The following is a 23084-nucleotide window of genomic DNA, read 5'->3' as shown; positions in this document are numbered from 1 at the left end:
TAAAGATTCGTGCGACACGGAGCGCTATCGATGTCCCTTCGCCTTACCCGCCAGACTTCTTCCCCTTCCCGCGTATTGTCGCTGCTGACCGCGGCCATCCTCATGGCCGGCACCGCGCCACTGATGGCTGCGACCGAGCAACCGGCGCGCAACATGGGTGATTACTCTTTCTCCATCAGTCAGCAGCCGTTGGTGTCGGCGCTCAACGCTTTCACCACCGTGACGGGTTGGCAGATCGGCTTGCCGGCAGAACTGGGTCAGGGCATATCGTCGCCGGGTGTGCGCGGGTCACTGCCACCGGAAAAAGCTCTGGAGCGTCTGTTGGTGGGGACCAACCTGAGCTTCCGCAAGCTGAGCAACAACAACGTCGTGCTGGAGAAGCGCAGCAGCAGCGGCGCACTGAATCTGGATCAGGTGACCATCAGCGCCACCCGCCAGGAACAGTCGGTGAACAGCGTGCCAAGCACTGTCACCGTGCACACCCGTGAAGAACTCGATCGCAACAACGTCAACTCCATCAAGGATCTTGTGCGCTATGAGCCGGGCGTGTCTGTCGGCGGCGCCGGTCAGCGTGGCGGCATCAGCGGCTACAACATCCGCGGCATCGATGGCGACCGAATCCTGACTCAGGTTGACGGCGTCGAAGTCCCGGACGGTTTCTTCAACGGTCCGTACGCCAAGACTCAGCGCAATTACGTCGACCCGGAAATCGTCAAACGCGTCGAGATTCTCCGTGGCCCGGCGTCGGTGCTGTACGGCAGCAACGCCATTGGCGGCGCCGTCAGCTATTACACGCTCGATCCGGACGACATCATCAAGCCTGGCAACGATGTTGGCGCGCGCCTGAAAACCGGTTACAGCTCCGCCGATGAGAGCTGGCTGAAATCCGCCACCGTCGCCGGCCGTGCCGATCAATTCGACGGTTTGCTGCACTACAGCCAGCGCGACGGTCACGAAACCGACTCCTACGGCAGCCACAACGGCACCGGCCTTGAGCGCACCGCCGCTAACCCGGAAGACGTCAAGGCGAGCAACGTGCTGGCCAAGATCGGCTGGAACTACAACGAAGATTCGCGCCTGGGCCTGACTTACGAAAAGTACAAGGATGATCGCGACACCGATCAGAAAAGCGCATACGGCGGCCCGTACTTCAATGGCGCGCCAACCATCCCCAACAGCGTATTGCCCGGCGGCATGTACCAGTGGCGCACCGGCAACGACACCATTACCCGTGAGCGTTTCGGCCTTGAACACCGCTTCGCGCTCGACAGCTTGCTGGTGGATAACGTCAAGTGGAGCCTCAACCACCAGATCGCCAAGACAGACCAGAGCACCGAAGAGTATTACTACCCCATCACCCGAAAAGTACTGCGCACCCGCGATACCGTTTACGAAGAAAAACAGTGGGTATTCGACGCGCAACTGGACAAGGCTTTTGCCATCGGTGACACCGATCACGTCTTGACCTACGGCACCACCATCAAGCAACAGAAAGTCACCGGTTCGCGCAGCGGCGACGGCAAGTGCCTGGCGGTTGGCCGTGGCTGCACCGCGATCGGCGCGACCAGTACCGCTGACGTGTTGGTGAAGGCCACCGATTTCCCGGATCCGACCATCAACACCTACAGCCTGTTCGCCCAGGATCAGATCAGCTGGAATGACTGGACCTTCCTGCCAGGCCTGCGCTACGACTACACCCAGCTCAAGCCGAAGATCACTCAGGAGTTCCTCAATACCGTGGCGGCCGATGGCCAAGGCACGGTCAGCGACAAGAACAAGACCTGGCATAAAGTCTCGCCAAAATTCGGCCTGACCTACGCCCTGAGCGAAAACTACACCTGGTACGGTCAATACGCCGAAGGTTTCCGCACGCCCACCGCGAAAGCCCTGTACGGCCGCTTCGAGAACGGCACCACCGGTTACCACGTGGCGCCGAACCCGGACCTGGAACCGGAAAAAAGCAAAAGCTACGAAACCGGCCTGCGCGGTAACTTCGAGCATGGCTCATTCGATGTGGCGGTGTTCTATAACAAGTACCGCGACTTCATCAACGAAGACGCGGTGTCACCGGGTTACAACGAGCTGACTTTCCAGTCGAGCAACATCAAGCACGCGACCATCAAGGGTGCAGAAGTCAAAGGTCGTCTGAACCTTGACACGTTCGGCGCACCGCAGGGCCTCTACACCCAAGGCTCGATTGCCTATGCCTACGGTCGCAACAACGACAGCGGCGAGCCGCTCAACAGCGTTAACCCGCTGACCGGTGTGTTCGGTTTGGGCTACGACCAGGACAACTACGGCGGCCTGCTGAGCTGGACCGTGGTGAAGAAGAAAGATCGCGTCGACGACAGCAACTTCAAGTCGCCGGACGGCGTCAGCAGCCAGTTCAAGTCGCCGGGTTTCGGCATTCTTGATATGACCGGGTTCTACAAAGTCACCAACGACGTCACCGTCAGCGGCGGCATTTACAACCTGACCGACAAGAAATACTGGCTGTGGGATGACGTGCGCGGTTACGACAGCGTCGGCGAAGCTTCGGTGACGCAACCGGCCAACCTTGATCGCCTGACCCAACCGGGTCGCAACTTCGCGATCAATCTGATCTGGGACATCTGACCCCACCCACCTCACTGCGCGTGTTCAAGCACCGCGCCGTGAGGCTTTTTTTACTGTCCGGCGCTTGCCCGTTCGTCTTGTTATCAAGCGCCTCATTTATCAAGGACACGTCATGACCTCTTCGGAAAAAGCCCTGCGTTCACAACGCCTGAACCAGATCACCCACGAGCCGCACAGCAAACTCGACACCTTGGTCAAAGCCCATGCGCCGTTTGAAACCCGCGCCAACTTTGCCCGTTTCGTGGTCGCGCAATACCTGTTCCAGTCGGAACTGGTTGAGCTCTACAACGATGCCGAACTGATCAGGATCGTCCCCGACCTGCCCGCCCGTTGCCGCGCCGACGCGGCGAAGGCCGACCTGGCAGATCTCGACACCGAAGTGCCGGGCCCGGTCGCCGGTGCGGTGAAGAATCCGAGCAAGGCGCGTGCACTGGGTTGGATCTTTGTTTCTGAAGGTTCGAAGCTCGGTGCTGCGTTCCTGATCAAACGCGCCGTGGCGCTGGAGCTGAGTGAAACCTTTGGCGCCCGTCATCTGGGCGAGCCTGAAGGTGGCCGTGCAGAAGGCTGGAAGCGCTTTGTGCGTACTCTCGACTCGCTGCAGTTCAGCGCTGAAGAAGAGGCTGAAGTCGAGCAAGGCGCGCTCGATGCGTTCAACCGCTTCACGGTGCTGCTGGAACAGGCTTACGCCACAGAAGCCGAAATGGCCTGATACCCGACACGCCACAAAACCCTGTGGGAGCTGGCTTGCCAGCGATGAGGGCTGGTCAGTCTCCATTTATGTTGCCTGACCCACTGCTATCGCTGGCAAGCCAGCTACCACAGGGAACAACGCAAGTCTGTAAGATCCCCATCTCGCCTCACAGCAATCCCGAGCCCATGCCGCAACCAGCCTCCTCCAAACTCGCCCGCCTGCTGTTCGGTCTGTTGGCCTATGTCAGCCTCGGCATCGGCCTGATCGCTATTGTCGTACCCGGATTGCCGACCACCGAGTTCATCCTCCTCGCCGCCTGGGCGGCCACCCGCAGTTCGCCGCGCCTGAGTGCCTGGCTGGAAAATCATCGGCTGTTCGGGCCAATCCTGAGTAACTGGCGCAACGGCAAGATCATCGCGCGCAAGGCCAAAGTCAGCGCCACGGTGAGCATGTTGCTGTGTGCGACGTTGATGCTGGTGATGCTCGATCACGGCTGGCCGATCTATCTGGCAATGGCCGGGATGGGGTTGGGCAATCTGTGGATCTGGTCGCGGCCCGAGTCCCGCACAAATCCTTCCTGATACAACGCACTGCGTCTCACAGCTGAAACATCCCTGTAATTAATCCCCTTTTCAGCACATTCCCCTGCGCAAACGTTTAGCGCTGACCGTCCGTCGGCAAACACCTCATGCGCTCTCGTTCCACGCCGATGAGCATTGAATGGCGCTGAATGGATTTGGCGATTCGGGTACCTCGTACCCACAGCCCCCCGTTTATTCATTCGCGAGATCGCCCTATGTTCGACTCTCTTTCCATTCGCCTGAAAATCGTTCTGCTCTCCGGCCTGTGCCTGATCGGCGTGGTTGCGCTGATCGTCGGCATGAACATTTACCAGACCAACCAGAACGACGAACTGGTCAGCCATTCCAGCAGCAAGATGCTCACGGCCAGTGTGCAAGACTTGCTGCAGGCCAAAGCCGCCGAACAGGCAGTGCGGGTGCAGAAAACCTTCGGCGAAAGCCTGTTGGTGATCACCGCTCTCGCTGACCAGATCAAGGACATGCGCGTGATGGCTGCCAAGCGTTCGCTGGACGCCGGGGCCCTGCGTGAAGAGTTGAACCAGAGCCTGAAAACCGCCTTCGAGCGCAACGACAAAGTGCTCGGCATCTGGCTCGCTTTCGAACCCGATGGCCTCGATGGCAAGGACAGCGAGTTCGTCAACGACGCCGCGCGTCAGTCCAACGAAGCCGGGCGTTTCGCCACCTACTGGAGCCGCTCCGGTGGCGCATCACTCAACACGATCATGGTCGAAGAGGACCTGACCAAAACTACCCTAAGCCTCAGCGGTACGCCCTATAACAGCTGGTATACCTGCCCTCGCGACAACAAGCGCACCTGTTTGCTCGACCCCTATTCCGACACCGTGGGCACCAAGGAAATGCTCATGACGACCATTTCCGTGCCATTGATCGTCGACGGTAAAACCATCGGTGTCGCTGGCATCGATATCGCCCTCGATGCCTTGCAAGGAGCGGCCGTCGAGTCGCAGCGCTACCTGTTCAACCACGCCGGACACATGCTGATTGTTTCAGGCAGCGGCGTGTTGGCTGCCGACAGTTCCGACGCGGCCAAGGTCGGCAAAAAGATCAGCGACACCCTCGGTGCCGATGGCAATGAAGTGCTGCAACTGCTCGGCAGCGCAACGCCGAAAATCCTTGAACAGAGCGACCTGATCCGGGCGGTGTATCCGGTCGATCCGATTGGCAACTCGCGCGCTTGGGGCGTGGTCATCGACCTGCCCAAACAAGTGCTGCTGGCCGACTCGGTCAAGCTGCAAGCGGTGCTCCACGAAGCACAGCAAACCGGTGTAATCACTGCGCTGGCAGTGGCTGTGGTCGCGGGTCTGATTGGCCTGCTGCTGATATGGCTCACCGCTTCCGGCGTCACTCGTCCCATCAACAGCGTCGCCGAGATGCTGAAAAACATCGCCAGCGGTGAAGGTGATCTGACCCAACGCCTGAACTACAGCAAGAAGGATGAACTGGGCGAACTGGTGAACTGGTTCAACCGCTTCCTCGACAAGCTGCAACCGACCATCGCCCAGATCAAACAGAGCATCACCGAGGCTCGCGGCACTGCCGACCAGTCTTCGGAAATCGCCCGTCAGACCAGCGAAGGCATGCAGGTGCAGTTCCGCGAAATCGACCAGGTCGCCACCGCGTCCAACGAAATGAGCGCCACCGCCCACGATGTCGCCAACAGCGCATCGAACGCGGCCAACGCCGCGAAAGGTGCCGACCAGTCGGCCAAGGACGGCATGTCGATCATCGAACGCAGCACCCGCGACATCAATCAACTGGCCGATGAAGTCAGCAAAGCGGTGACCGAAGTCGAAGCACTGGCGGTCAATAGCGAGCAGATTGGCTCGGTACTGGAAGTGATCCGCAGCATCGCCGAACAGACCAATCTGCTGGCGCTCAACGCCGCCATCGAAGCCGCTCGCGCCGGTGAAAGCGGTCGCGGTTTTGCTGTGGTCGCAGATGAAGTGCGCAACCTGGCCAAGCGTACGCAGGATTCGGTGGAAGAAATTCGCATCGTCATCGAGAAGATTCAGACCGGCACTCGCGGCGTGGTTGCGACCATGCATTCGAGCCAGACCCAGGCGCACAACAACGCCGGGCAGATCCGCCAGGCCGTGGATGCGCTGGGCAAGATCAGTGATGCGGTAACCGTGATCAGTGACATGAACCTGCAAATCGCCAGCGCCGCCGAACAGCAGAGCGCAGTGGCTGAAGAGGTTAACCGCAACGTCTCGGCGATTCGTACGGTGACTGAAACCTTGACCGGGCAAGCGACGGAGTCGGCGGCGATCAGCAGCCAGCTCAATGCGCTGGCCAGTCAGCAGATGAAGTTGATGGATCAGTTCCGCGTCTAGTGGATCACCTCAAGTCCCTGTGAGAGCTGGCTTGCCAGCGATGACGGCGGGTCAGTTGATACAGGGGGCGACTGACGCACCGCTATCGCTGGCAAGCCAGCTCCCAAAGGGTCAAAGGCTCCCTCTCCCTCCGGGAGAGAGCTGGGGTGAGGGGAGCGTTCTCACAGCGACAACACACCGCTGTACAACCCATAAGCCGCCAACCCCGCGCCAATGATCACGCAGGTAAAAATACCTTTCTCGACCGTGGTGAACAGCGGCTCGCCCTGCTCATGTTTGGCTTTGGCAAACAGGATCACTCCCGGCGCATACAGCAACGCCGACAGCAGCAGATATTTCATCCCGCCGGCATACAACAACCACACCGCATAACTCAGGGCGATGCCGCCGATCAGCAGATCTTTGGTGCGCTCGGCCGAGGCATGTTCATAGGTTTCGCCGCGTCCGCTCAATAACACCGCGTAGGCCGCCGACCACAGGTACGGCACCAGAATCATTGATGACGCCAGATAAATCAGGCTGGTGTAAGTGCCGGCGGAATACAGCGTGATCAGCAGGAATATCTGGATCATCACGTTGGTCAGCCACAACGCGTTGACCGGCACATGGTTGGCGTTTTCCTTTTTCAGGAACGCCGGCATGGTTTTGTCACGGGCCGTGGCGAAAAGGATTTCGGCACAGAGCAACGCCCACGACAGCAACGCCCCGAGCAGCGAGATCGCCAAACCGATGCTGATCGCCAGCGCCCCCCACGGCCCGACGATGTGCTCAAGCACCGCCGCCAGCGACGGGTTCTGCAGGTTGGCCAGTTCCGGCTGGCTCATGATCCCCAGTGACAACACGTTGACCAGCACCAGTAGCGCCAGTACGCCGATGAATCCAATCACCGTGGCACGCCCGACATCGCTGCGTTTTTCCGCTCGTGCCGAGTACACGCTGGCGCCCTCGATGCCGATAAAGACGAACACCGTCACCAGCATCATGTTGCGCACCTGATCCATCACCCCGCCGAAACTCGGGTTGCTGCGGCCCCAGATGTCGCGGGTAAAGATGTCAGCCTTGAACGCCAGCGCGGCGATGACGATAAACATGATCAGCGGCACGATCTTGGCCACGGTGGTCACCTGGTTGATGAACGCCGCCTCCTTGATCCCGCGCATCACCAGAAAGTGCACAGCCCACAGCAGCACCGACGCGCAGCCAATGGCGATCGGCGTATTGCCTTGGCCGAATACCGGAAAGAAATAACCGAGGGTGCTGAACAGCAGAACGAAGTAACCGACGTTGCCCAGCCATGCGCTGATCCAGTAACCCCAGGCCGACGAGAAGCCCATGTAGTCGCCAAACCCTGCCTTGGCGTAGGCATAGACGCCGGAATCCAGCTCGGGCTTGCGATTGGCCAGGGTTTGAAACACGAAGGCCAGGGTCAGCATACCGATGGCAGTAATCCCCCAACCGATCAGGATCGCCCCCGCATCGGCGCGTGCCGCCATGTTCTGCGGCAGCGAGAAAATTCCGCCGCCAATCATCGACCCCACCACCAGGGCGATCAACGCACCAAGGCGCAGCTTTTGCGTCGGTTGCGACATTCCAGTCTCCCTCTGATGTGGTGAGCGATTATTTATAAGAACAATTAATTAGATGAATAAAACAGGATGACGCCTATCAGTTAAAGCCAATAAATATATAGCGGATAAAGCTAATGCCTACCACGTTAAGACAGTTTTGTGCGCTGATCCTGATAAATCAATTCTGTACTGAAAACAGAAGGGGAAAATTTGCCAAACCCGGAAAAAGAACTAGCGTCATAACTCCAAAGTAATAATAGCCATTCCCAACCACATTGCGAAAACCCCTCTAGAACGGGCCTTGCAGACGGTCGCTTTATGCCTGAAGCGATTCCCTAAGTCATTCATTAACAATGGAATGTGACCATGAACTGATCTATGTCAGCTATTTGAACAGACAACAGAACTACGCTGTGATCTCTTCCTGCAATGGAGTCATGCAATGTCTGAAGCTCCCGGAAAACTAAGACTCGGCGCACTGGTTGCATTAGTCGTCGGCTCAATGATCGGTGGCGGGATATTCTCCTTGCCACAAAACATGGCCGCCAGTGCCGACGTCGGCGCGGTATTGATCGGTTGGGCGATCACCGCTGTCGGCATGCTCACCCTCGCTTTTGTCTTCCAAACCCTCGCCAATCGCAAGCCTGACCTGGACGGCGGTGTCTACGCCTACGCCAAGGCCGGATTCGGCGATTACATGGGTTTCTCTTCCGCCTGGGGCTACTGGATCAGTGCATGGCTGGGCAACGTCGGTTACTTCGTTCTGCTGTTCAGCACCCTGGGGTATTTCTTCCCGATTTTCGGTGAAGGCAACACGGTTGCTGCGGTCATTGGTGCTTCGATTCTGTTGTGGGCGGTGCATTTCCTGGTACTTCGCGGGATCAAGGAAGCGGCGTTCATCAACCTCGTGACCACCGTCGCCAAAGTCGTGCCGCTGGTGCTGTTTGTATTGATCGCCGTCTTCGCCTTCAAACTGGACATCTTCACCGCCGACATCTGGGGCCTGAAAAACCCGGATCTGGGCAGCGTGATGAACCAGGTACGCAACATGATGCTGGTCACTGTGTGGGTGTTCATCGGCATCGAGGGCGCGAGCATTTTCTCGGCCCGCGCTGAAAAACGCTCCGACGTGGGTAAAGCCACCGTGATCGGCTTCATCACCGTGCTGCTGTTTTTGATGCTGGTGAACGTGCTGTCGCTGGGCATCATGACTCAGCCAGAACTGGCCAAATTGCAGAACCCGTCGATGGCTGCCGTGCTTGAGCACGTGGTCGGTCCGTGGGGCGCAGCGCTGATCAGCGTCGGTCTGATCATCTCGCTGCTGGGGGCGCTGCTGTCGTGGGTGCTGCTGTGTGCAGAGATCATGTTCGCCGCCGCCAAAGACCACACCATGCCGGAGTTTCTGCGCAAGGAAAACGCCAACCACGTACCGGTCAACGCCCTGTGGCTGACCAACGCGATGGTGCAGATTTTCCTGATCATCACCCTGTTCTCGGCCAGCACTTACCTGTCGCTGATCTACCTCGCCACGTCGATGATTCTGGTGCCCTATCTGTGGTCGGCCGCCTACGCCCTGCTGCTGGCAGTGCGCGGCGAAAGCTATGAAGGTTTCGCGGCCGAGCGGCGCAAGGATCTGATCATCGGCGGCATTGCCCTGATCTATGCGGTGTGGCTGCTGTACGCCGGTGGCGTGAAGTACCTGCTGCTCTCGGCCCTGCTCTATGCGCCCGGCGCGATCCTGTTCGCCAAGGCCAAGCTCGAACTCAAACAACCGGTTTTCACCAACGTCGAGAAGCTGATTTTCGCCGCAGTGGTCGTAGGCGCCCTGGTGGCTGCCTACGGACTGTATGACGGCTTCCTGACTCTGTAATTGCCAAACGTTTTATCTCTGGAGGATCACTGCAATGACCACGGAAAAAGTTAAGTACGGCGTCCATTCCGAAGCCGGCAAACTGCGCAAAGTCATGGTTTGCTCCCCAGGTCTGGCCCATCAGCGGCTGACCCCGAACAACTGCGATGAATTACTGTTCGACGATGTGCTGTGGGTTGCCCAGGCCAAGCGCGACCACTTCGACTTCGTCACCAAGATGCGTGAGCGCGGGATCGACGTGCTGGAAATGCACAACCTGCTGACCGACATCGTCGCCATTCCCGAAGCGCTGGACTGGATTCTCGATCGCAAGGTCACCGCCGATTCGGTCGGCCTGGGCCTGATCAGCGAAGTGAAGTCCTGGCTGAAAAGCCTTGAGCCACGGCACATCGCCGAATTCCTGATTGGCGGCGTGTCCGCCGATGATCTGCCGGACAGCTTCGGCGGCAAGATCATTCAGATGTATCGCGATTTCCTCGGCCACTCCAGCTTCATTTTGCCGCCGCTGCCGAACACTCAGTTCACCCGCGACACCACGTGCTGGATCTACGGCGGCGTGACGCTGAACCCGATGTACTGGCCGGCGCGTCGCCAGGAAACCCTGCTGACCACCGCCATCTACAAATTCCATCCGCAGTTCACCAGCGCCGAATTCGAGATCTGGTACGGCGACCCGGACAAGGACCACGGCAACTCCACCCTTGAGGGCGGCGACGTCATGCCGATCGGCAACGGCGTGGTGTTGATCGGCATGGGCGAGCGCTCATCCCGTCAGGCCATCGGTCAATTGGCGCTGAATCTGTTCAAGAACAAAGCCGTGGAGAAAGTCATCGTTGCCGGCCTGCCGAAGTCTCGCGCCGCGATGCACCTGGACACCGTGTTCAGCTTCTGCGACCGCGACCTCGTGACGATTTTCCCGGAAGTGGTCAACCAGATCGTCGCGTTCACCCTGCGACCTGATGAAAGCAAACAGGGCGGCATCGACATTCGTCGCGAAGAAACCAGCTTCCTCGACACCGTCGCGGCCGCGCTCAATCTCAAAGCGCTGCGCGTGGTGGAAACCGGCGGCAACAGCTTCGCCGCCGAACGCGAGCAATGGGACGACGGCAACAACGTGGTGGCCGTGGAACCGGGCGTGGTCATCGGCTACGACCGCAACACCTACACCAACACCCTGCTGCGCAAGGCAGGCGTGGAGGTCATCACCATCAGCGCCGGTGAATTGGGCCGTGGCCGTGGCGGCGGCCACTGCATGACCTGCCCGATCATCCGCGATCCAATCGATTACTAAACCTCTGAGCCCTGGCCGGCACTTACAACGTGCGGCCAGGGGGATAACCGATACCGAAGGAGATCCATCATGGCTTTTAATATGCGTAACCGCAGTTTGCTGAGCTTGATGCACCACACCACTCGCGAACTGAATTACCTGATCGACCTGTCCCGCGACCTCAAACGCGCCAAGTACACCGGCACCGAGCGTCCACACCTGCAAGGCAAGAACATCGCGCTGATCTTCGAAAAAACCTCGACCCGCACCCGTTGCGCGTTCGAAGTCGCGGCCCACGATCAGGGTGCTCACGTCACCTACATCGACCCGGTGTCGTCCCAGATCGGCCACAAAGAAAGCATGAAAGACACCGCCCGCGTCCTCGGCCGGATGTTCGACGCCATCGAGTACCGTGGCTTTGAACAGGAAATCGTCGAAGAGCTGGCCAAGTACGCCGGCGTCCCGGTGTTCAACGGCCTGACCGCTGAATTCCACCCGACGCAAATGATCGCTGACGTGCTGACCATGCGCGAACACAGCGACAAGCCGATGCATGACATCAGCTACGCCTACCTCGGCGACGCCCGCTACAACATGGGCAACTCGCTGTTGATGATCGGCGCCAAACTGGGCATGGACGTGCGTATCGCTGCGCCGAAAGCCCTGTGGCCACACGCTGACTTCATCGCTCAATGCAAAGAGTTCGCCGAAGAAAGCGGCGCGCGCATCACCATCACCGAAGACCCGAAAGAAGCGGTCAAGGGTGTCGACTTCATCCACACCGACATCTGGGTGTCGATGGGTGAACCGGTAGAAGCGTGGGACGAGCGCATCGAGCAACTGCTGCCGTACCAGGTCAACACGCAGATGATGAAAGCCTCCGGTAATCCACGGGTGAAATTCATGCACTGCCTGCCGGCGTTCCACAACAGCGAAACCAAGGTGGGCAAAGACATCGCCGCGCGCTATCCGCACCTGGCCAATGGCGTCGAAGTAACGGAAGAAGTCTTCGAATCCCCGGCCAACATCGCCTTCGAGCAAGCGGAAAACCGCATGCACACGATCAAGGCGATTATCGTGTCGGCGTTGGCGGATATCTAAAAGCCTGACGCAATCTTTCCTGCAGGATCACCGATCCTGTGGGAGCTGGCTTGCCAGCGATGGGATCAACCCGGGCTTTCAGACAACCCGTGGTGACGCCATCGCTGGCAAGCCAGCTCCCACATGAATCGAGTACACATAGAAAGATTGCGTCGCTCGAAACTTCTCTGCTCAAAAGGACATGCACCATGCGTATCGTCGTAGCGTTGGGCGGTAACGCCCTGCTCCGCCGTGGTGAGCCGATGACCGCTGACAACCAGCGCGCCAACATCCGCATCGCCACCGAGCAAATCGCCAAGATCCATCCCGGCAACCAACTGGTCATCGCCCACGGCAATGGCCCGCAAGTCGGCCTGCTATCGCTGCAAGCAGCGGCCTATACCTCCGTCACCCCTTACCCGCTGGACGTGCTCGGTGCCGAAACCGAAGGCATGATCGGCTACATCATCGAACAGGAACTGGGCAACCTGCTGGACTTCGAAGTACCGTTCGCCACCCTGCTCACCCAGGTCGAAGTCGACGCCAATGACCCGGCCTTCAAGAACCCGACCAAACCGATCGGCCCGGTCTACGAGAAAGCCGAGGCAGAAAAACTTGCCGCCGAAAAAGGCTGGGCCATCGCTGCGGACGGCGAAAAGTTCCGCCGTGTGGTCGCCAGTCCACGACCAAAACGCATCTTCGAAATCCGTCCGATCAAGTGGCTGCTGGACAAGGGCAGCATCGTCATCTGCGCCGGTGGCGGCGGGATTCCGACCATGTACGACGAAAACCGCAACCTCAAGGGCATCGAAGCGGTGATCGACAAGGACTTGTGCTCGTCGCTGCTGGCAGAACAGCTTGAGGCGGATTTGCTGGTGATTGCCACTGACGTCAACGCCGCGTTCATCGATTACGGCAAGCCAACGCAGAAAGCCATCGCCGAGGCCCACCCGGATGAACTCGAACGCCTGGGCTTCGCCGCGGGCTCCATGGGACCAAAGGTTCAGGCAGCCTGCGAATTCGCGCGCCATACTGGCAAGGTCGCGGTGATCGGTTCGCTGGCGGACATCGAAGCGATTGTCCAGGGCACCGCCGGTACGCGGATCACCACGGCGAAACCCGGTATCACCTATCGATAATCAGAAACGCCGGGGGCAGGCCCAGGGTCTGCCCTTCTCCCATGCCTTGAAAGGAGAAATCCATGGCCCAGTTTGAACCTGGTCACTTGCACATTGAGCGGCACGCGTTGACCCCGGACGACGTCAGTTACAACGTGCACCTCGACTACGAGGTGTTCACCGATCCTCAAAAAGGCAGAGGCATCCAGTTCACGATGCATGGCAACCTTCAGGGCAAGGACATGAAAGAGACCTTCTTCCTGCCCAAAGAGGAGGCCTACAACTTTGCCAACAATGTGACGAAAATCGCCGAGAAGTACGGCATTCCCAAGACTCACAGCCAGATCGGCTCGGTTCACAAGCATTACGACATGATGTTTGAAGACATCCGCAAGCAGCTGGATATGAAATCCGGCGATCCGGTGAATCTCGAGCACTTCGAATAACCCGCACCCGCCACATTCCCCCTGTGGGAGCGAGCCTGCTCGCGAACGCCATCTGTCAGTCAACTTCTTCATTTCTGACACACCGCATTCGCGAGCAGGCTCGCTCCCACAAGGGAACTACGTAGCTCTGAAAATCGCCGTAAATTTCACCATTAGCCCGCCTCAAGGCATACTTGCCACCCTCCGCACTGCAGAACACTGAACCGCCCCCATGCGTATCCACGTCAGTTTCATCGACCGCGTCGGCATCACCCAGGAAGTACTGGCCATTCTCGGTGGGCGCAACCTTAATCTGGATGCCGTGGAGATGATCCCGCCGAACGTCTACATCGACGCCCCGACCCTGAGCCCGCAAGTGCTCGAAGAACTCAAAGATGCGCTGTTTCGCGTGCTCGGCGTGGAAGCGGTAACGGTGGTCGACATCCTCCCCGGCCAGCGTCGGCACTTGCAACTCGATGCTTTGCTCGCGGCGATGACCGACCCGGTGCTGGCCCTCGACAGTGCGGGCAAAGTGCTGCTGGCCAACCCGGCATTGATCGCGTTGTACGGGCGTGAGCCGGCGGGCGAAGGCGTCTCTGAGCTGTTCAACGATCCCGGTCTGCTGGAGACCCTGCTCGAACAAGGTTTTCGCCTGCCGCTGCGCGAGATCACCGTCAACGGCCAGACGCTGTTGCTCGACGCTACGCCGATCACCGACGCTGGCGCCCTGCTCACGCTGTATCAACCGAACCGCATCGGCGAGCAGCTCTCGGCGTTGCACCACGACCACGCTGAAGGTTTCGACGCGCTGCTCGGCGAATCCCCGGCAATCCGCACCCTCAAGGCTCGTGCGCAGCGCGTTGCCGCCCTTGATGCGCCGTTGCTGATTCAAGGCGAAACCGGTACCGGTAAAGAACTGGTCGCCCGTGCCTGCCACGCGATCAGTGCGCGGCACAGTGCGCCATTCCTGGCACTGAACTGCGCAGCGCTGCCAGAGAACCTCGCCGAGAGCGAGCTGTTCGGCTACGCCCCCGGCGCCTTCACTGGCGCGGCGCGTGGCGGCAAACCGGGGCTGATGGAACTGGCCAACCAAGGCACGGTATTTCTCGACGAGATCGGCGAGATGTCACCGTACTTGCAGGCCAAATTGCTGCGTTTTCTCAACGATGGCAGCTTCCGTCGGGTCGGCGGTGATCGTGAGGTGAAGGTCAACGTGCGAATTCTCAGCGCGACCCACCGCGACCTGGAAAAAATGGTCAGCGAAGGTTCGTTTCGCGAAGACCTGTTCTACCGACTCAACGTGCTCAATGTTGAGGTGCCGCCGCTGCGCGAACGCGGTCAGGACATTCTGTTGCTGGCGCGTTATTTCATGCAGCAGGCGTGTGCGCAGATTCAGCGCCCGGTCTGCCGCCTCGCACCCGGCACTTACCCGGCACTGCTCGGCAATCGCTGGCCGGGCAACGTGCGGCAGCTGCAGAACGTGATCTTCCGCGCTGCCGCGATCTGCGAGAGCAGCCTGGTCGACATCGGCGACCTCGACATCGCCGGCACGTCCGTTGCGCGCCAGGCCGACAGTGACGTCGACAGCCTTGAACAAGCGGTCGAAGGCTTCGAGAAATCGCTGTTGGAAAAACTCTACGCCAGCTACCCCTCGACCCGCCAACTGGCCAGCCGCCTGCAAACGTCGCATACGGCCATCGCCCATCGTTTGCGCAAGTACGGCATCCCCAACAAACCCTGAAAACACCGCATACCTGTGGGAGCTGGCTTGCCAGCGATGACGTCGGCATGGCCACGATTGAGGGTGACTGATCCACCGCAATCGCTGGCAAGCCAGCTCCCACAGGGAATGTGACGGATTCGAAATCCGTTCAAAAACGACCTCCATCTGTACTGAAAGCGCTACAGCGGAACGATATCGCTACACCCTCCTCCCGTCACCGCTGTGCAAGGCTTTGATCCCGTTCAGCTTTTTTCCTCGCCTCATGCTGTAGCGATTTCGCTACACGCGCATCTTCAGCTCTGCCGCCAAAAATCAATAAGCCATTGTTTTATATAGATAAATTTACATTGGCCGCGATCTTGCTAATTAATTCCTCATAAATAAGGGCTTCCCGGCCCAAGCCTTCCACCGCGTCCACCAGACGAGTCTGGTCCCTGAGGAGTTTCCATGAGCGAGTTGCGTTTTACTGAAGATCACGAATGGCTGCGCGCCGAAGCTGACGGTAGCGTTACTGTCGGCATCACCGCTTTCGCGCAGAACGCCTTGGGCGACGTGGTATTCGTGCAACTGCCTGAACTGCAGGCTTACGAAAAAGGCGCCGAAGCCGCCACCGTCGAATCGGTGAAAGCTGCCAGCGGCGTGTACATGCCCCTCGACGGCGACGTGCTGGAAGTGAACCCGGCGCTGGAAGACAGCCCTGAACTGGTCAACGAAGATCCACTGGGCCAAGGCTGGTTCTTCCGCTTCAAACCAAGCGACGCCGCCGCTGTCGGCAAACTGCTTGATCAAGACGCTTACGACCGTCTGATCAAAGCCCAAGCCGAAGCCTGAGGAGAGCCGACATGACACAAGTAAACCTGGGCACCGCCAACGAATTCATCGCCCGTCACATCGGCCCGCGCGCCGGTGACGAGCAAGCCATGCTCAACAGCCTCGGCTTCGACTCGCTCGAAGCCCTGAGCGCCAGCGTCATCCCGGAAAGCATCAAGGGCACCAGCGTGCTCGGCATGGACGATGGCCTGAGCGAGGCCGATGCACTGGCCATGATCAAGGGCATCGCCGGCAAGAACCAGCTGTTCAAGACCTACATCGGCCAGGGCTATTACAACTGCCACACGCCGTCGCCGATCCTGCGCAACCTTCTGGAAAACCCGGCCTGGTACACCGCTTACACCCCGTACCAGCCAGAAATTTCCCAGGGCCGTCTCGAAGCGCTGCTGAACTTCCAGACCCTGATCAGCGACCTCACCGGCCTGCCGATCGCCAACGCCTCCCTGCTCGACGAAGCGACGGCCGCTGCCGAAGCGATGACCTTCTGCAAACGCCTGAGCAAGAACAAGGGCAGCCACCAATTCTTCGCCTCAATCCATAGCCACCCGCAAACCCTCGACGTGCTGCGCACCCGTGCAGAGCCGCTGGGCATTGAAGTGGTCGTGGGCGATGAGCACGCATTGACCGATGTAACGCCATTCTTCGGCGCATTGCTGCAATACCCGGCCAGCAACGGTGATGTGTTCGACTACCGCGAACTGACCGAGCGCTTCCACGCCGCCAACGCGTTGGTTGCAGTGGCCGCAGACCTGCTGGCCCTGACCCTGCTGACCGCCCCGGGCGAATTCGGCGCGGACGTCGCTATCGGTTCGGCACAACGCTTCGGCGTGCCGCTGGGCTTCGGTGGCCCGCACGCGGCTTACTTCTCGACTAAAGATGCGTTCAAGCGCGACATGCCGGGCCGTCTGGTCGGTGTCTCGGTTGACCGTTTCGGCAAGCCTGCCCTGCGCCTGGCGATGCAGACCCGCGAGCAACACATCCGCCGCGAGAAAGCCACGTCGAACATCTGCACCGCGCAAGTGCTGCTGGCCAACATCGCCAGCATGTACGCCGTGTATAACGGCCCGAAAGGCCTGACGCAGATCGCCAACCGCATCCATCACCTGACCGCGATTCTGGCCAAGGGCCTGACTGCGCTGGGTCTGAATGTCGAGCAGGAAAGCTTCTTCGACACCCTGACAGTGGCTACCGGCGCGCAAACCGCTGCGCTGCACGACAAGGCTCACGCCCAGCAGATCAACCTGCGCGTCATTGACGCCCAGCGTCTGGGTCTGTCGGTTGACGAAACCACCGCTCAGGCTGATATCGAAACCCTGTGGAGCGTCTTCGCCGACGGCAAAACCCTGCCGGACTTCGCCGCCCTCGCCGCCACCGTGCAGAGCACCATTCCTGCTGCGCTGGTGCGCCAGTCGCCGATCCTCAGCCACCCGGTGTTCAACCGTTATCACTCCGAAACCGAGCTGATGCGCTACCTGCGCAAACTGGCGGACAAGGACCTGGCACTGGATCGCACCATGATCCCGCTGGGCTCGTGCACCATGAAACTCAACGCCGCCAGCGAAATGATCCCGGTGACCTGGGCCGAGTTCGGCGCCCTGCACCCGTTCGCACCAGCCGCACAAAGTGCCGGTTATCAGCAACTGACCGATGAACTGGAAGCAATGCTTTGCGCCGCCACCGGTTATGACTCGATCTCGCTGCAACCGAACGCCGGTTCGCAAGGTGAATACGCAGGTCTGCTGGCGATCCGCGCCTATCACCAGAGCCGTGGCGATGACCGTCGCGACATCTGCCTGATCCCGTCATCCGCCCACGGCACCAACCCGGCTACTGCCAACATGGCCGGCATGCGCGTGGTCGTGACCGCGTGCGATGCTCGTGGCAACGTCGACATCGAAGACCTGCGCGCCAAAGCCATCGAGCACCGCGATCACCTCGCCGCGTTGATGATCACTTACCCGTCGACCCACGGCGTGTTCGAAGAAGGCATCCGCGAAATCTGCGGGATCATTCATGACAACGGCGGCCAGGTGTACATCGACGGCGCCAACATGAACGCGATGGTCGGCCTCTGCGCGCCAGGCAAATTCGGCGGCGACGTGTCGCACCTGAACCTGCACAAAACCTTCTGCATTCCCCACGGCGGTGGCGGCCCGGGCGTCGGCCCGATCGGCGTCAAATCGCACCTGACGCCATTCCTGCCAGGCCACGGCCAGATGGAACGCAAGGAAGGCGCGGTCTGCGCGGCACCGTTCGGCAGCGCAAGCATTTTGCCGATCACCTGGATGTACATCCGCATGATGGGCGGCGCCGGTCTGAAGCGCGCTTCGCAACTGGCGATCCTCAATGCCAACTACATCTCCCGTCGCCTCGAAGAGCACTACCCAGTGCTGTACACCGGCAGCAACGGTCTGGTGGCGCACGAATGCATCCTCGACCTGCGTCCGCTGAAAGACAGCAGCGGCATCAGCGTTGATGACGTCGCCAAGCGTCTGATCGACTTCGGCTTCCACGCCCCGACCATGTCGTTCCCGGTGGCCGGCACGCTGATGATCGAACCGACCGAAAGCGAATCCAGAGAAGAACTCGACCGCTTCTGCGACGCCATGATCCGCATCCGCGAAGAAATCCGCGCAGTGGAAAACGGCACGCTGGACAAGGAAGACAACCCGCTGAAAAACGCTCCGCACACCGCAGCGGAACTGGTCGGCGAGTGGACTCACCCGTACAGCCGCGAGCAAGCCGTTTACCCGGTGGCCTCGTTGATCGAAGGCAAATACTGGCCACCGGTCGGTCGCGTCGACAACGTGTTCGGCGACCGCAACCTGGTCTGCGCCTGCCCGTCGATCGAAAGCTACGCTTAAGGAAAGCAGCTGCGAGCTTTGGGCTACAAGCTGCAAGTAAGGGCTGATCTGCTTTTTACTTGCGGCTTGTGTCTAGTTGCTTGCACCGCGCCTTGAACATGAGCTGCAAGGAAAATCCGATCCGCTGTTACTTGCAGCTTGCAGCTCGCAGCTAGCAACTGCTCCGCAGGAGCCCCTATGTCATTAAGCGTATTCGACCTGTTCAAGATTGGCATCGGCCCCTCCAGCTCCCACACCGTCGGCCCGATGCGCGCAGCTGCGCGTTTCGCCGAGGGTTTGCGTCGTGAAAACCTGCTGACTGCTACCGCCAGCGTTCGTGTCGAGTTGTACGGTTCTCTCGGCGCCACCGGTAAAGGGCACGGCAGCGACAAAGCCGTGTTGCTAGGCCTCGAAGGTGAACACCCCGACACCGTTGATACCGAAACCGTCGCCGCGCGTTTACAGGAAATTCGCAGCAACGCACGCCTGAATCTGCTCGGCGAACACAGCATTGCGTTCAACGAGAAAGAACATCTGGCGATGATCCGCAAGCCGCTGGCTTATCACCCCAACGGCATGATCTTCCGTGCGTTCGACGCGGCGGGGATTCAGATCCGCAGCCGCGAGTACTACTCGGTCGGCGGAGGTTTTGTTGTCGACGAGGACGCGGCCGGCGCTGACCGCATTGTCGAAGATGTCACCCCACTGACGTTCCCCTTCAAAAGCGCCAAGGACTTGCTCGCTCATTGCAGCACGTATGGCCTGTCGATCAGCCAGGTGATGCTGACCAACGAAAGCGCCTGGCGTCCGGAGGCGGAAACCCGCGCCGGTCTGCTGAAAATCTGGCAAGTAATGCAGGATTGCGTGGACGCCGGCTGCCGTAACGAGGGCATTTTGCCGGGAGGGTTGAAGGTCAAACGCCGTGCGGCGGCGCTGCATCGGCAACTGTGCAAAAACCCGGAATCCGCGCTGCGTGATCCGCTGTCGGTACTCGACTGGGTCAACCTCTACGCGCTGGCCGTCAACGAAGAAAACGCCAATGGCGGGCGCGTCGTAACCGCACCTACCAACGGCGCAGCGGGGATCATCCCAGCGGTGCTGCATTACTACATTCGCTTTATTCCCGGTGCAAATGACGACGGTGTTGTACGTTTTCTGCTCACGGCGGCAGCGATCGGCATTCTGTACAAGGAAAACGCCTCGATCTCCGGCGCCGAAGTCGGTTGTCAGGGCGAGGTCGGCGTGGCTTGTTCGATGGCGGCGGGTGCGTTGTGTGAAGTCCTCGGCGGCAGCGTGCAGCAAGTCGAAAACGCGGCGGAAATCGGCATGGAACACAACCTCGGCCTGACCTGTGACCCGATTGGCGGGCTGGTTCAAGTGCCGTGCATCGAGCGCAACGCCATGGGCTCGGTGAAAGCGATCAATGCGGTGCGCATGGCACTGCGGGGTGACGGGCAACACTTCGTCTCTCTCGACAAGGTCATCCGCACCATGCGCCAGACCGGCGCTGACATGAAAAGCAAATACAAAGAGACCGCCCGCGGCGGTCTGGCGGTCAACATTATCGAATGCTGATTGACGTCGTCTCCGTCAGGAGAAAGTGAATTTGATGTCCTCTTCCTTTGGGAGAGGATCGTACTTAGCCCCCTCTCCCTCCGGGAGAGGGCTGGGGTGAGGGGCTTTTGATCCTGACCCGTTATTCAAGGAGCCACGCATGTCCACCGAACAACTGTCGAAAACCCCGCTGCACGCCCTGCACATCGAACTCGGCGCCCGTATGGTGCCGTTCGCCGGCTACGACATGCCGGTGCAATACCCTCTCGGCGTGATGAAAGAGCACCAGCACACCCGCGAGCAGGCCGGGCTGTTCGATGTCTCGCACATGGGCCAGATCCACCTGACCGGCGCGAATGCCGCCAAAGCCCTGGAAACCCTGGTGCCGGTAGACATCATCGACTTGCCGGTGGGCATGCAGCGTTACGCGATGTTCACCAATGAGCACGGCGGCATTCTTGATGACCTGATGGTTGCCAACCTTGGCAATGATGAACTGTTCCTGGTGGTTAACGCCGCGTGCAAGGATCAGGACCTGGCGCATCTGCAAAAACACATTGGCGATCAGTGCACCATTACGGCGCTGTTCGAGGAGCGCGCACTGCTCGCACTGCAAGGTCCTGCGGCGGTAACAGCACTGGCGCGTCTTGCTCCGGAAGTGGCGAAGATGACCTTCATGCAATTCAACCGCGTGCAGCTACTCGGCGTGGATTGCTTCGTCAGCCGTTCCGGTTACACCGGTGAAGACGGTTTCGAAATCTCGGTGCCGGCCGCCGACGCAGAAAAACTCGCCCGTGCCCTGCTCGCCGAACCTGAAGTAGCGGCCATCGGCCTCGGCGCTCGCGATTCGTTGCGCCTGGAGGCCGGTCTGTGCCTGTACGGCCACGACATGAACACCGAAACCACGCCCATCGAAGCCAGCCTGCTGTGGGCGATGTCCAAGCCACGCCGCGCCGATGGCGCACGGGCCGGCGGTTTCCCGGGGGCAGAACCTATCTTCGCCCAACAACAAAATGGCGTCGCACACAAACGCGTCGGCCTGCTGCCGCAGGAACGCACGCCAGTGCGCGAAGGCGCGGAAATCGTCAACGAAGCCGGCGACATCATCGGTAGCGTGTGCAGTGGCGGCTTCGGTCCGACGCTGGGCGGGCCATTGGCAATGGGTTACCTCGACAGTGCTTATGTCTCGCTAGATACGCCAGTGTGGGCAATCGTTCGTGGGAAAAAGGTGCAAATGCTTGTAAGCAAAATGCCATTTGTTCCACAACGCTACTACCGTGGTTGATTGACTGTTTCTATAAGTAACGCGATTGCGTTATGCGTGCACTAATGTGTAACGCAATCGCCATAAAACAGTGCAGTTCCTAACAACCGATTCGAATATGAACTTTACTTATAACCTTCGAAAACATTTGAACAAGCTAATCGTCTAAGCCCGCACTAGTGGATTGACTAAGTGCCATCAAGCGCAGCAAAACCGGGCCTGCAAGGGGCTTGTTTTTTCTCCGGTAGTTGGCGTAGAGTTTCCCCACTGTGTTTGCATGGGTCAGCTTGGAATCGTGACCTGGGCAGTAGCCTACAAGTTAGCTACATCCCGTTCGACGTCTTCTTACTCTCCTGCAACCAGCCCCAGTACTCTTTCATGAGAAAGAGGCTGTCATTAATTTATTGCGTCAAAGGAAATAAGAAATGTCCACACGTCAGAGCGGTACCGTCAAGTGGTTTAACGACGAGAAAGGTTTTGGTTTTATCACTCCAGAAAGCGGTCCGGATCTGTTCGTGCATTTCCGCGCCATTCAGGGCAACGGCTTCAAGAGCCTGAAAGAAGGCCAGAAAGTGACCTTCGTTGCGGTGCAAGGCCAAAAAGGCATGCAGGCTGACGAAGTACAAGCAGAAGCCTGATCTGTGTAACGAAAAAGCCCCTGATATTGATATCAGGGGCTTTTTTGTGCGCGCGAATCCGTAAAATGGCAATTCCTTAAAGCGTCCAGAGGCTGCCATGTCGAAAAACCTGCTCACTCCCCAGGGCGATTTTCCTGCCGTTGGCCTCGGCCGTCGTCTGGCCGCGATGTTCTACGACTTTCTGTTGTGCACCGCCCTGCTGATCGTGACCGGCTTCGTTTACAAGCTCATCCAGGGTTTGATCATCGGTGAAGAACGCCTGCGGGTGATGACCGACGCCGGACAGCTCGACGGTGATCCGTTGTACTCGACCGTGCTGCTGTTGGTGTTGTTTGGATTCTTCGCCAAGTTCTGGACCCATGGTGGGCAGACGCTGGGCATGCAGGTGTGGGGCATTCGCGTGCAGAACGCCAATGGCACCGCAATCAGCCTGTGGCAGGCGTTGCTGCGGTTTATGGTGTCGATTGCGTCGTGGTTGTGCGTGGGGCTGGGTTTCTTCTGGTCGCTGTACGACAAGCAGAAACGCACGTGGCATGACATCTACTCGGACACCTGCGTGGTGCGGGTTCCGAAGAAGACCAAGTAACTCTTCACACCAGAAACCAATGTGGGAGCGAGCCTGCTCGCGAAAGCGGTGTATCAGTCAATGTTCAAGTCG

The 23084-nt window shown here is 59.3% G+C and carries 17 protein-coding genes and 1 pseudogene; 17 read left to right on the top strand and 1 reads right to left on the bottom strand.

Annotated elements, in window-relative coordinates; all coding sequences use genetic code 11:
* The first annotated feature begins 30 nt into the window (after positions 1 to 30).
* From AB4P92_RS23040 to AB4P92_RS23020, 5 genes and pseudogenes are all read left to right on the top strand, one after another.
* Entirely contained in the window at positions 31 to 2616 is a 2586-nt protein-coding gene (locus AB4P92_RS23040; RefSeq protein WP_395598209.1) for a TonB-dependent receptor, read from the top strand.
* A 112-nt stretch (positions 2617 to 2728) separates the two neighbouring features.
* The gene (locus AB4P92_RS23035) at positions 2729 to 3325 is read left to right on the top strand and encodes a biliverdin-producing heme oxygenase (RefSeq protein ID WP_042560616.1); all 597 of its coding nucleotides are present in this window, start codon (positions 2729 to 2731) and stop codon (positions 3323 to 3325) included.
* Between the two features lie 167 nt (positions 3326 to 3492).
* Entirely contained in the window at positions 3493 to 3888 is a 396-nt protein-coding gene (locus AB4P92_RS23030; RefSeq protein ID WP_042560617.1) for a YbaN family protein, read from the top strand.
* 149 nt (positions 3889 to 4037) lie between these two features.
* Positions 4038 to 5336: pseudogene (locus AB4P92_RS23025) on the top strand (cache domain-containing protein); the annotation flags it as partial.
* A 150-nt stretch (positions 5337 to 5486) separates the two neighbouring features.
* Positions 5487 to 6242 (top strand): methyl-accepting chemotaxis protein, encoded by a 756-nt coding sequence (locus tag AB4P92_RS23020; protein WP_395599692.1) that lies wholly within the window; start codon positions 5487 to 5489, stop codon positions 6240 to 6242.
* 161 nt (positions 6243 to 6403) lie between these two features.
* Here the strand turns inward: AB4P92_RS23020 and arcD (AB4P92_RS23015) are convergent, their stop codons facing one another.
* Entirely contained in the window at positions 6404 to 7831 is a 1428-nt protein-coding gene (gene arcD / locus AB4P92_RS23015; RefSeq protein ID WP_042560619.1) for an arginine-ornithine antiporter, read from the bottom strand.
* A 421-nt stretch (positions 7832 to 8252) separates the two neighbouring features.
* Here arcD (AB4P92_RS23015) and arcD (AB4P92_RS23010) point away from each other — a divergent pair, with 421 nt between their 5' ends.
* The 12 genes from arcD (AB4P92_RS23010) to AB4P92_RS22955 all read left to right on the top strand — a co-directional run bounded on the left by arcD (AB4P92_RS23010) (position 8253) and on the right by AB4P92_RS22955 (position 23012).
* A complete protein-coding gene (gene arcD / locus AB4P92_RS23010) occupies positions 8253 to 9680 on the top strand; it encodes an arginine-ornithine antiporter (protein WP_042560620.1) in 1428 nt (475 codons plus the stop codon).
* 34 nt (positions 9681 to 9714) lie between these two features.
* Positions 9715 to 10971 carry an arginine deiminase gene (gene arcA, locus AB4P92_RS23005; RefSeq protein ID WP_200612292.1) on the top strand — a complete coding sequence of 419 codons (1257 nt, stop codon included), beginning with the start codon at positions 9715 to 9717 and terminating at the stop codon, positions 10969 to 10971.
* Positions 10972 to 11040: 69 nt separating this feature from the next.
* Positions 11041 to 12051, top strand: a complete 1011-nt coding sequence (locus AB4P92_RS23000) for an ornithine carbamoyltransferase (RefSeq protein WP_042560622.1) — start codon at positions 11041 to 11043, stop codon at positions 12049 to 12051.
* 188 nt (positions 12052 to 12239) lie between these two features.
* A complete protein-coding gene (gene arcC, locus AB4P92_RS22995) occupies positions 12240 to 13169 on the top strand; it encodes a carbamate kinase (protein ID WP_395598208.1) in 930 nt (309 codons plus the stop codon).
* Between the two features lie 62 nt (positions 13170 to 13231).
* The gene (locus tag AB4P92_RS22990) at positions 13232 to 13594 is read left to right on the top strand and encodes a DUF5064 family protein (RefSeq protein ID WP_042560624.1); all 363 of its coding nucleotides are present in this window, start codon (positions 13232 to 13234) and stop codon (positions 13592 to 13594) included.
* A 211-nt stretch (positions 13595 to 13805) separates the two neighbouring features.
* Positions 13806 to 15314 carry a sigma-54-dependent transcriptional regulator gene (locus AB4P92_RS22985; protein ID WP_115146142.1) on the top strand — a complete coding sequence of 503 codons (1509 nt, stop codon included), beginning with the start codon at positions 13806 to 13808 and terminating at the stop codon, positions 15312 to 15314.
* 429 nt (positions 15315 to 15743) lie between these two features.
* On the top strand, positions 15744 to 16127 hold the full coding sequence (gene gcvH / locus AB4P92_RS22980) for a glycine cleavage system protein GcvH (RefSeq protein WP_042560627.1): 384 nt from the start codon (positions 15744 to 15746) through the stop codon (positions 16125 to 16127).
* Positions 16128 to 16138: 11 nt separating this feature from the next.
* Positions 16139 to 18991: an aminomethyl-transferring glycine dehydrogenase gene (gene gcvP / locus AB4P92_RS22975; protein ID WP_395598207.1), complete on the top strand. Its 2853-nt coding sequence runs from the start codon at positions 16139 to 16141 to the stop codon at positions 18989 to 18991.
* A gap of 177 nt (positions 18992 to 19168) precedes the next feature.
* Positions 19169 to 20545: an L-serine ammonia-lyase gene (locus tag AB4P92_RS22970; RefSeq protein ID WP_047302751.1), complete on the top strand. Its 1377-nt coding sequence runs from the start codon at positions 19169 to 19171 to the stop codon at positions 20543 to 20545.
* Between the two features lie 139 nt (positions 20546 to 20684).
* Positions 20685 to 21809, top strand: a complete 1125-nt coding sequence (gene gcvT / locus AB4P92_RS22965) for a glycine cleavage system aminomethyltransferase GcvT (protein ID WP_395598206.1) — start codon at positions 20685 to 20687, stop codon at positions 21807 to 21809.
* A 404-nt stretch (positions 21810 to 22213) separates the two neighbouring features.
* The gene (locus tag AB4P92_RS22960; RefSeq protein ID WP_003227496.1) at positions 22214 to 22426 is read left to right on the top strand and encodes a cold-shock protein; all 213 of its coding nucleotides are present in this window, start codon (positions 22214 to 22216) and stop codon (positions 22424 to 22426) included.
* 97 nt (positions 22427 to 22523) lie between these two features.
* Positions 22524 to 23012: an RDD family protein gene (locus AB4P92_RS22955; RefSeq protein ID WP_042560631.1), complete on the top strand. Its 489-nt coding sequence runs from the start codon at positions 22524 to 22526 to the stop codon at positions 23010 to 23012.
* Positions 23013 to 23084: the final 72 nt, after the last annotated feature.

It is taken from the genome of Pseudomonas sp. A0308, from assembly GCF_044218815.1.
Taxonomy (GTDB): Bacteria; Pseudomonadota; Gammaproteobacteria; order Pseudomonadales; family Pseudomonadaceae; genus Aquipseudomonas; species Aquipseudomonas iridis.
This window is presented reverse-complemented; position numbering and strand designations above follow the sequence as displayed.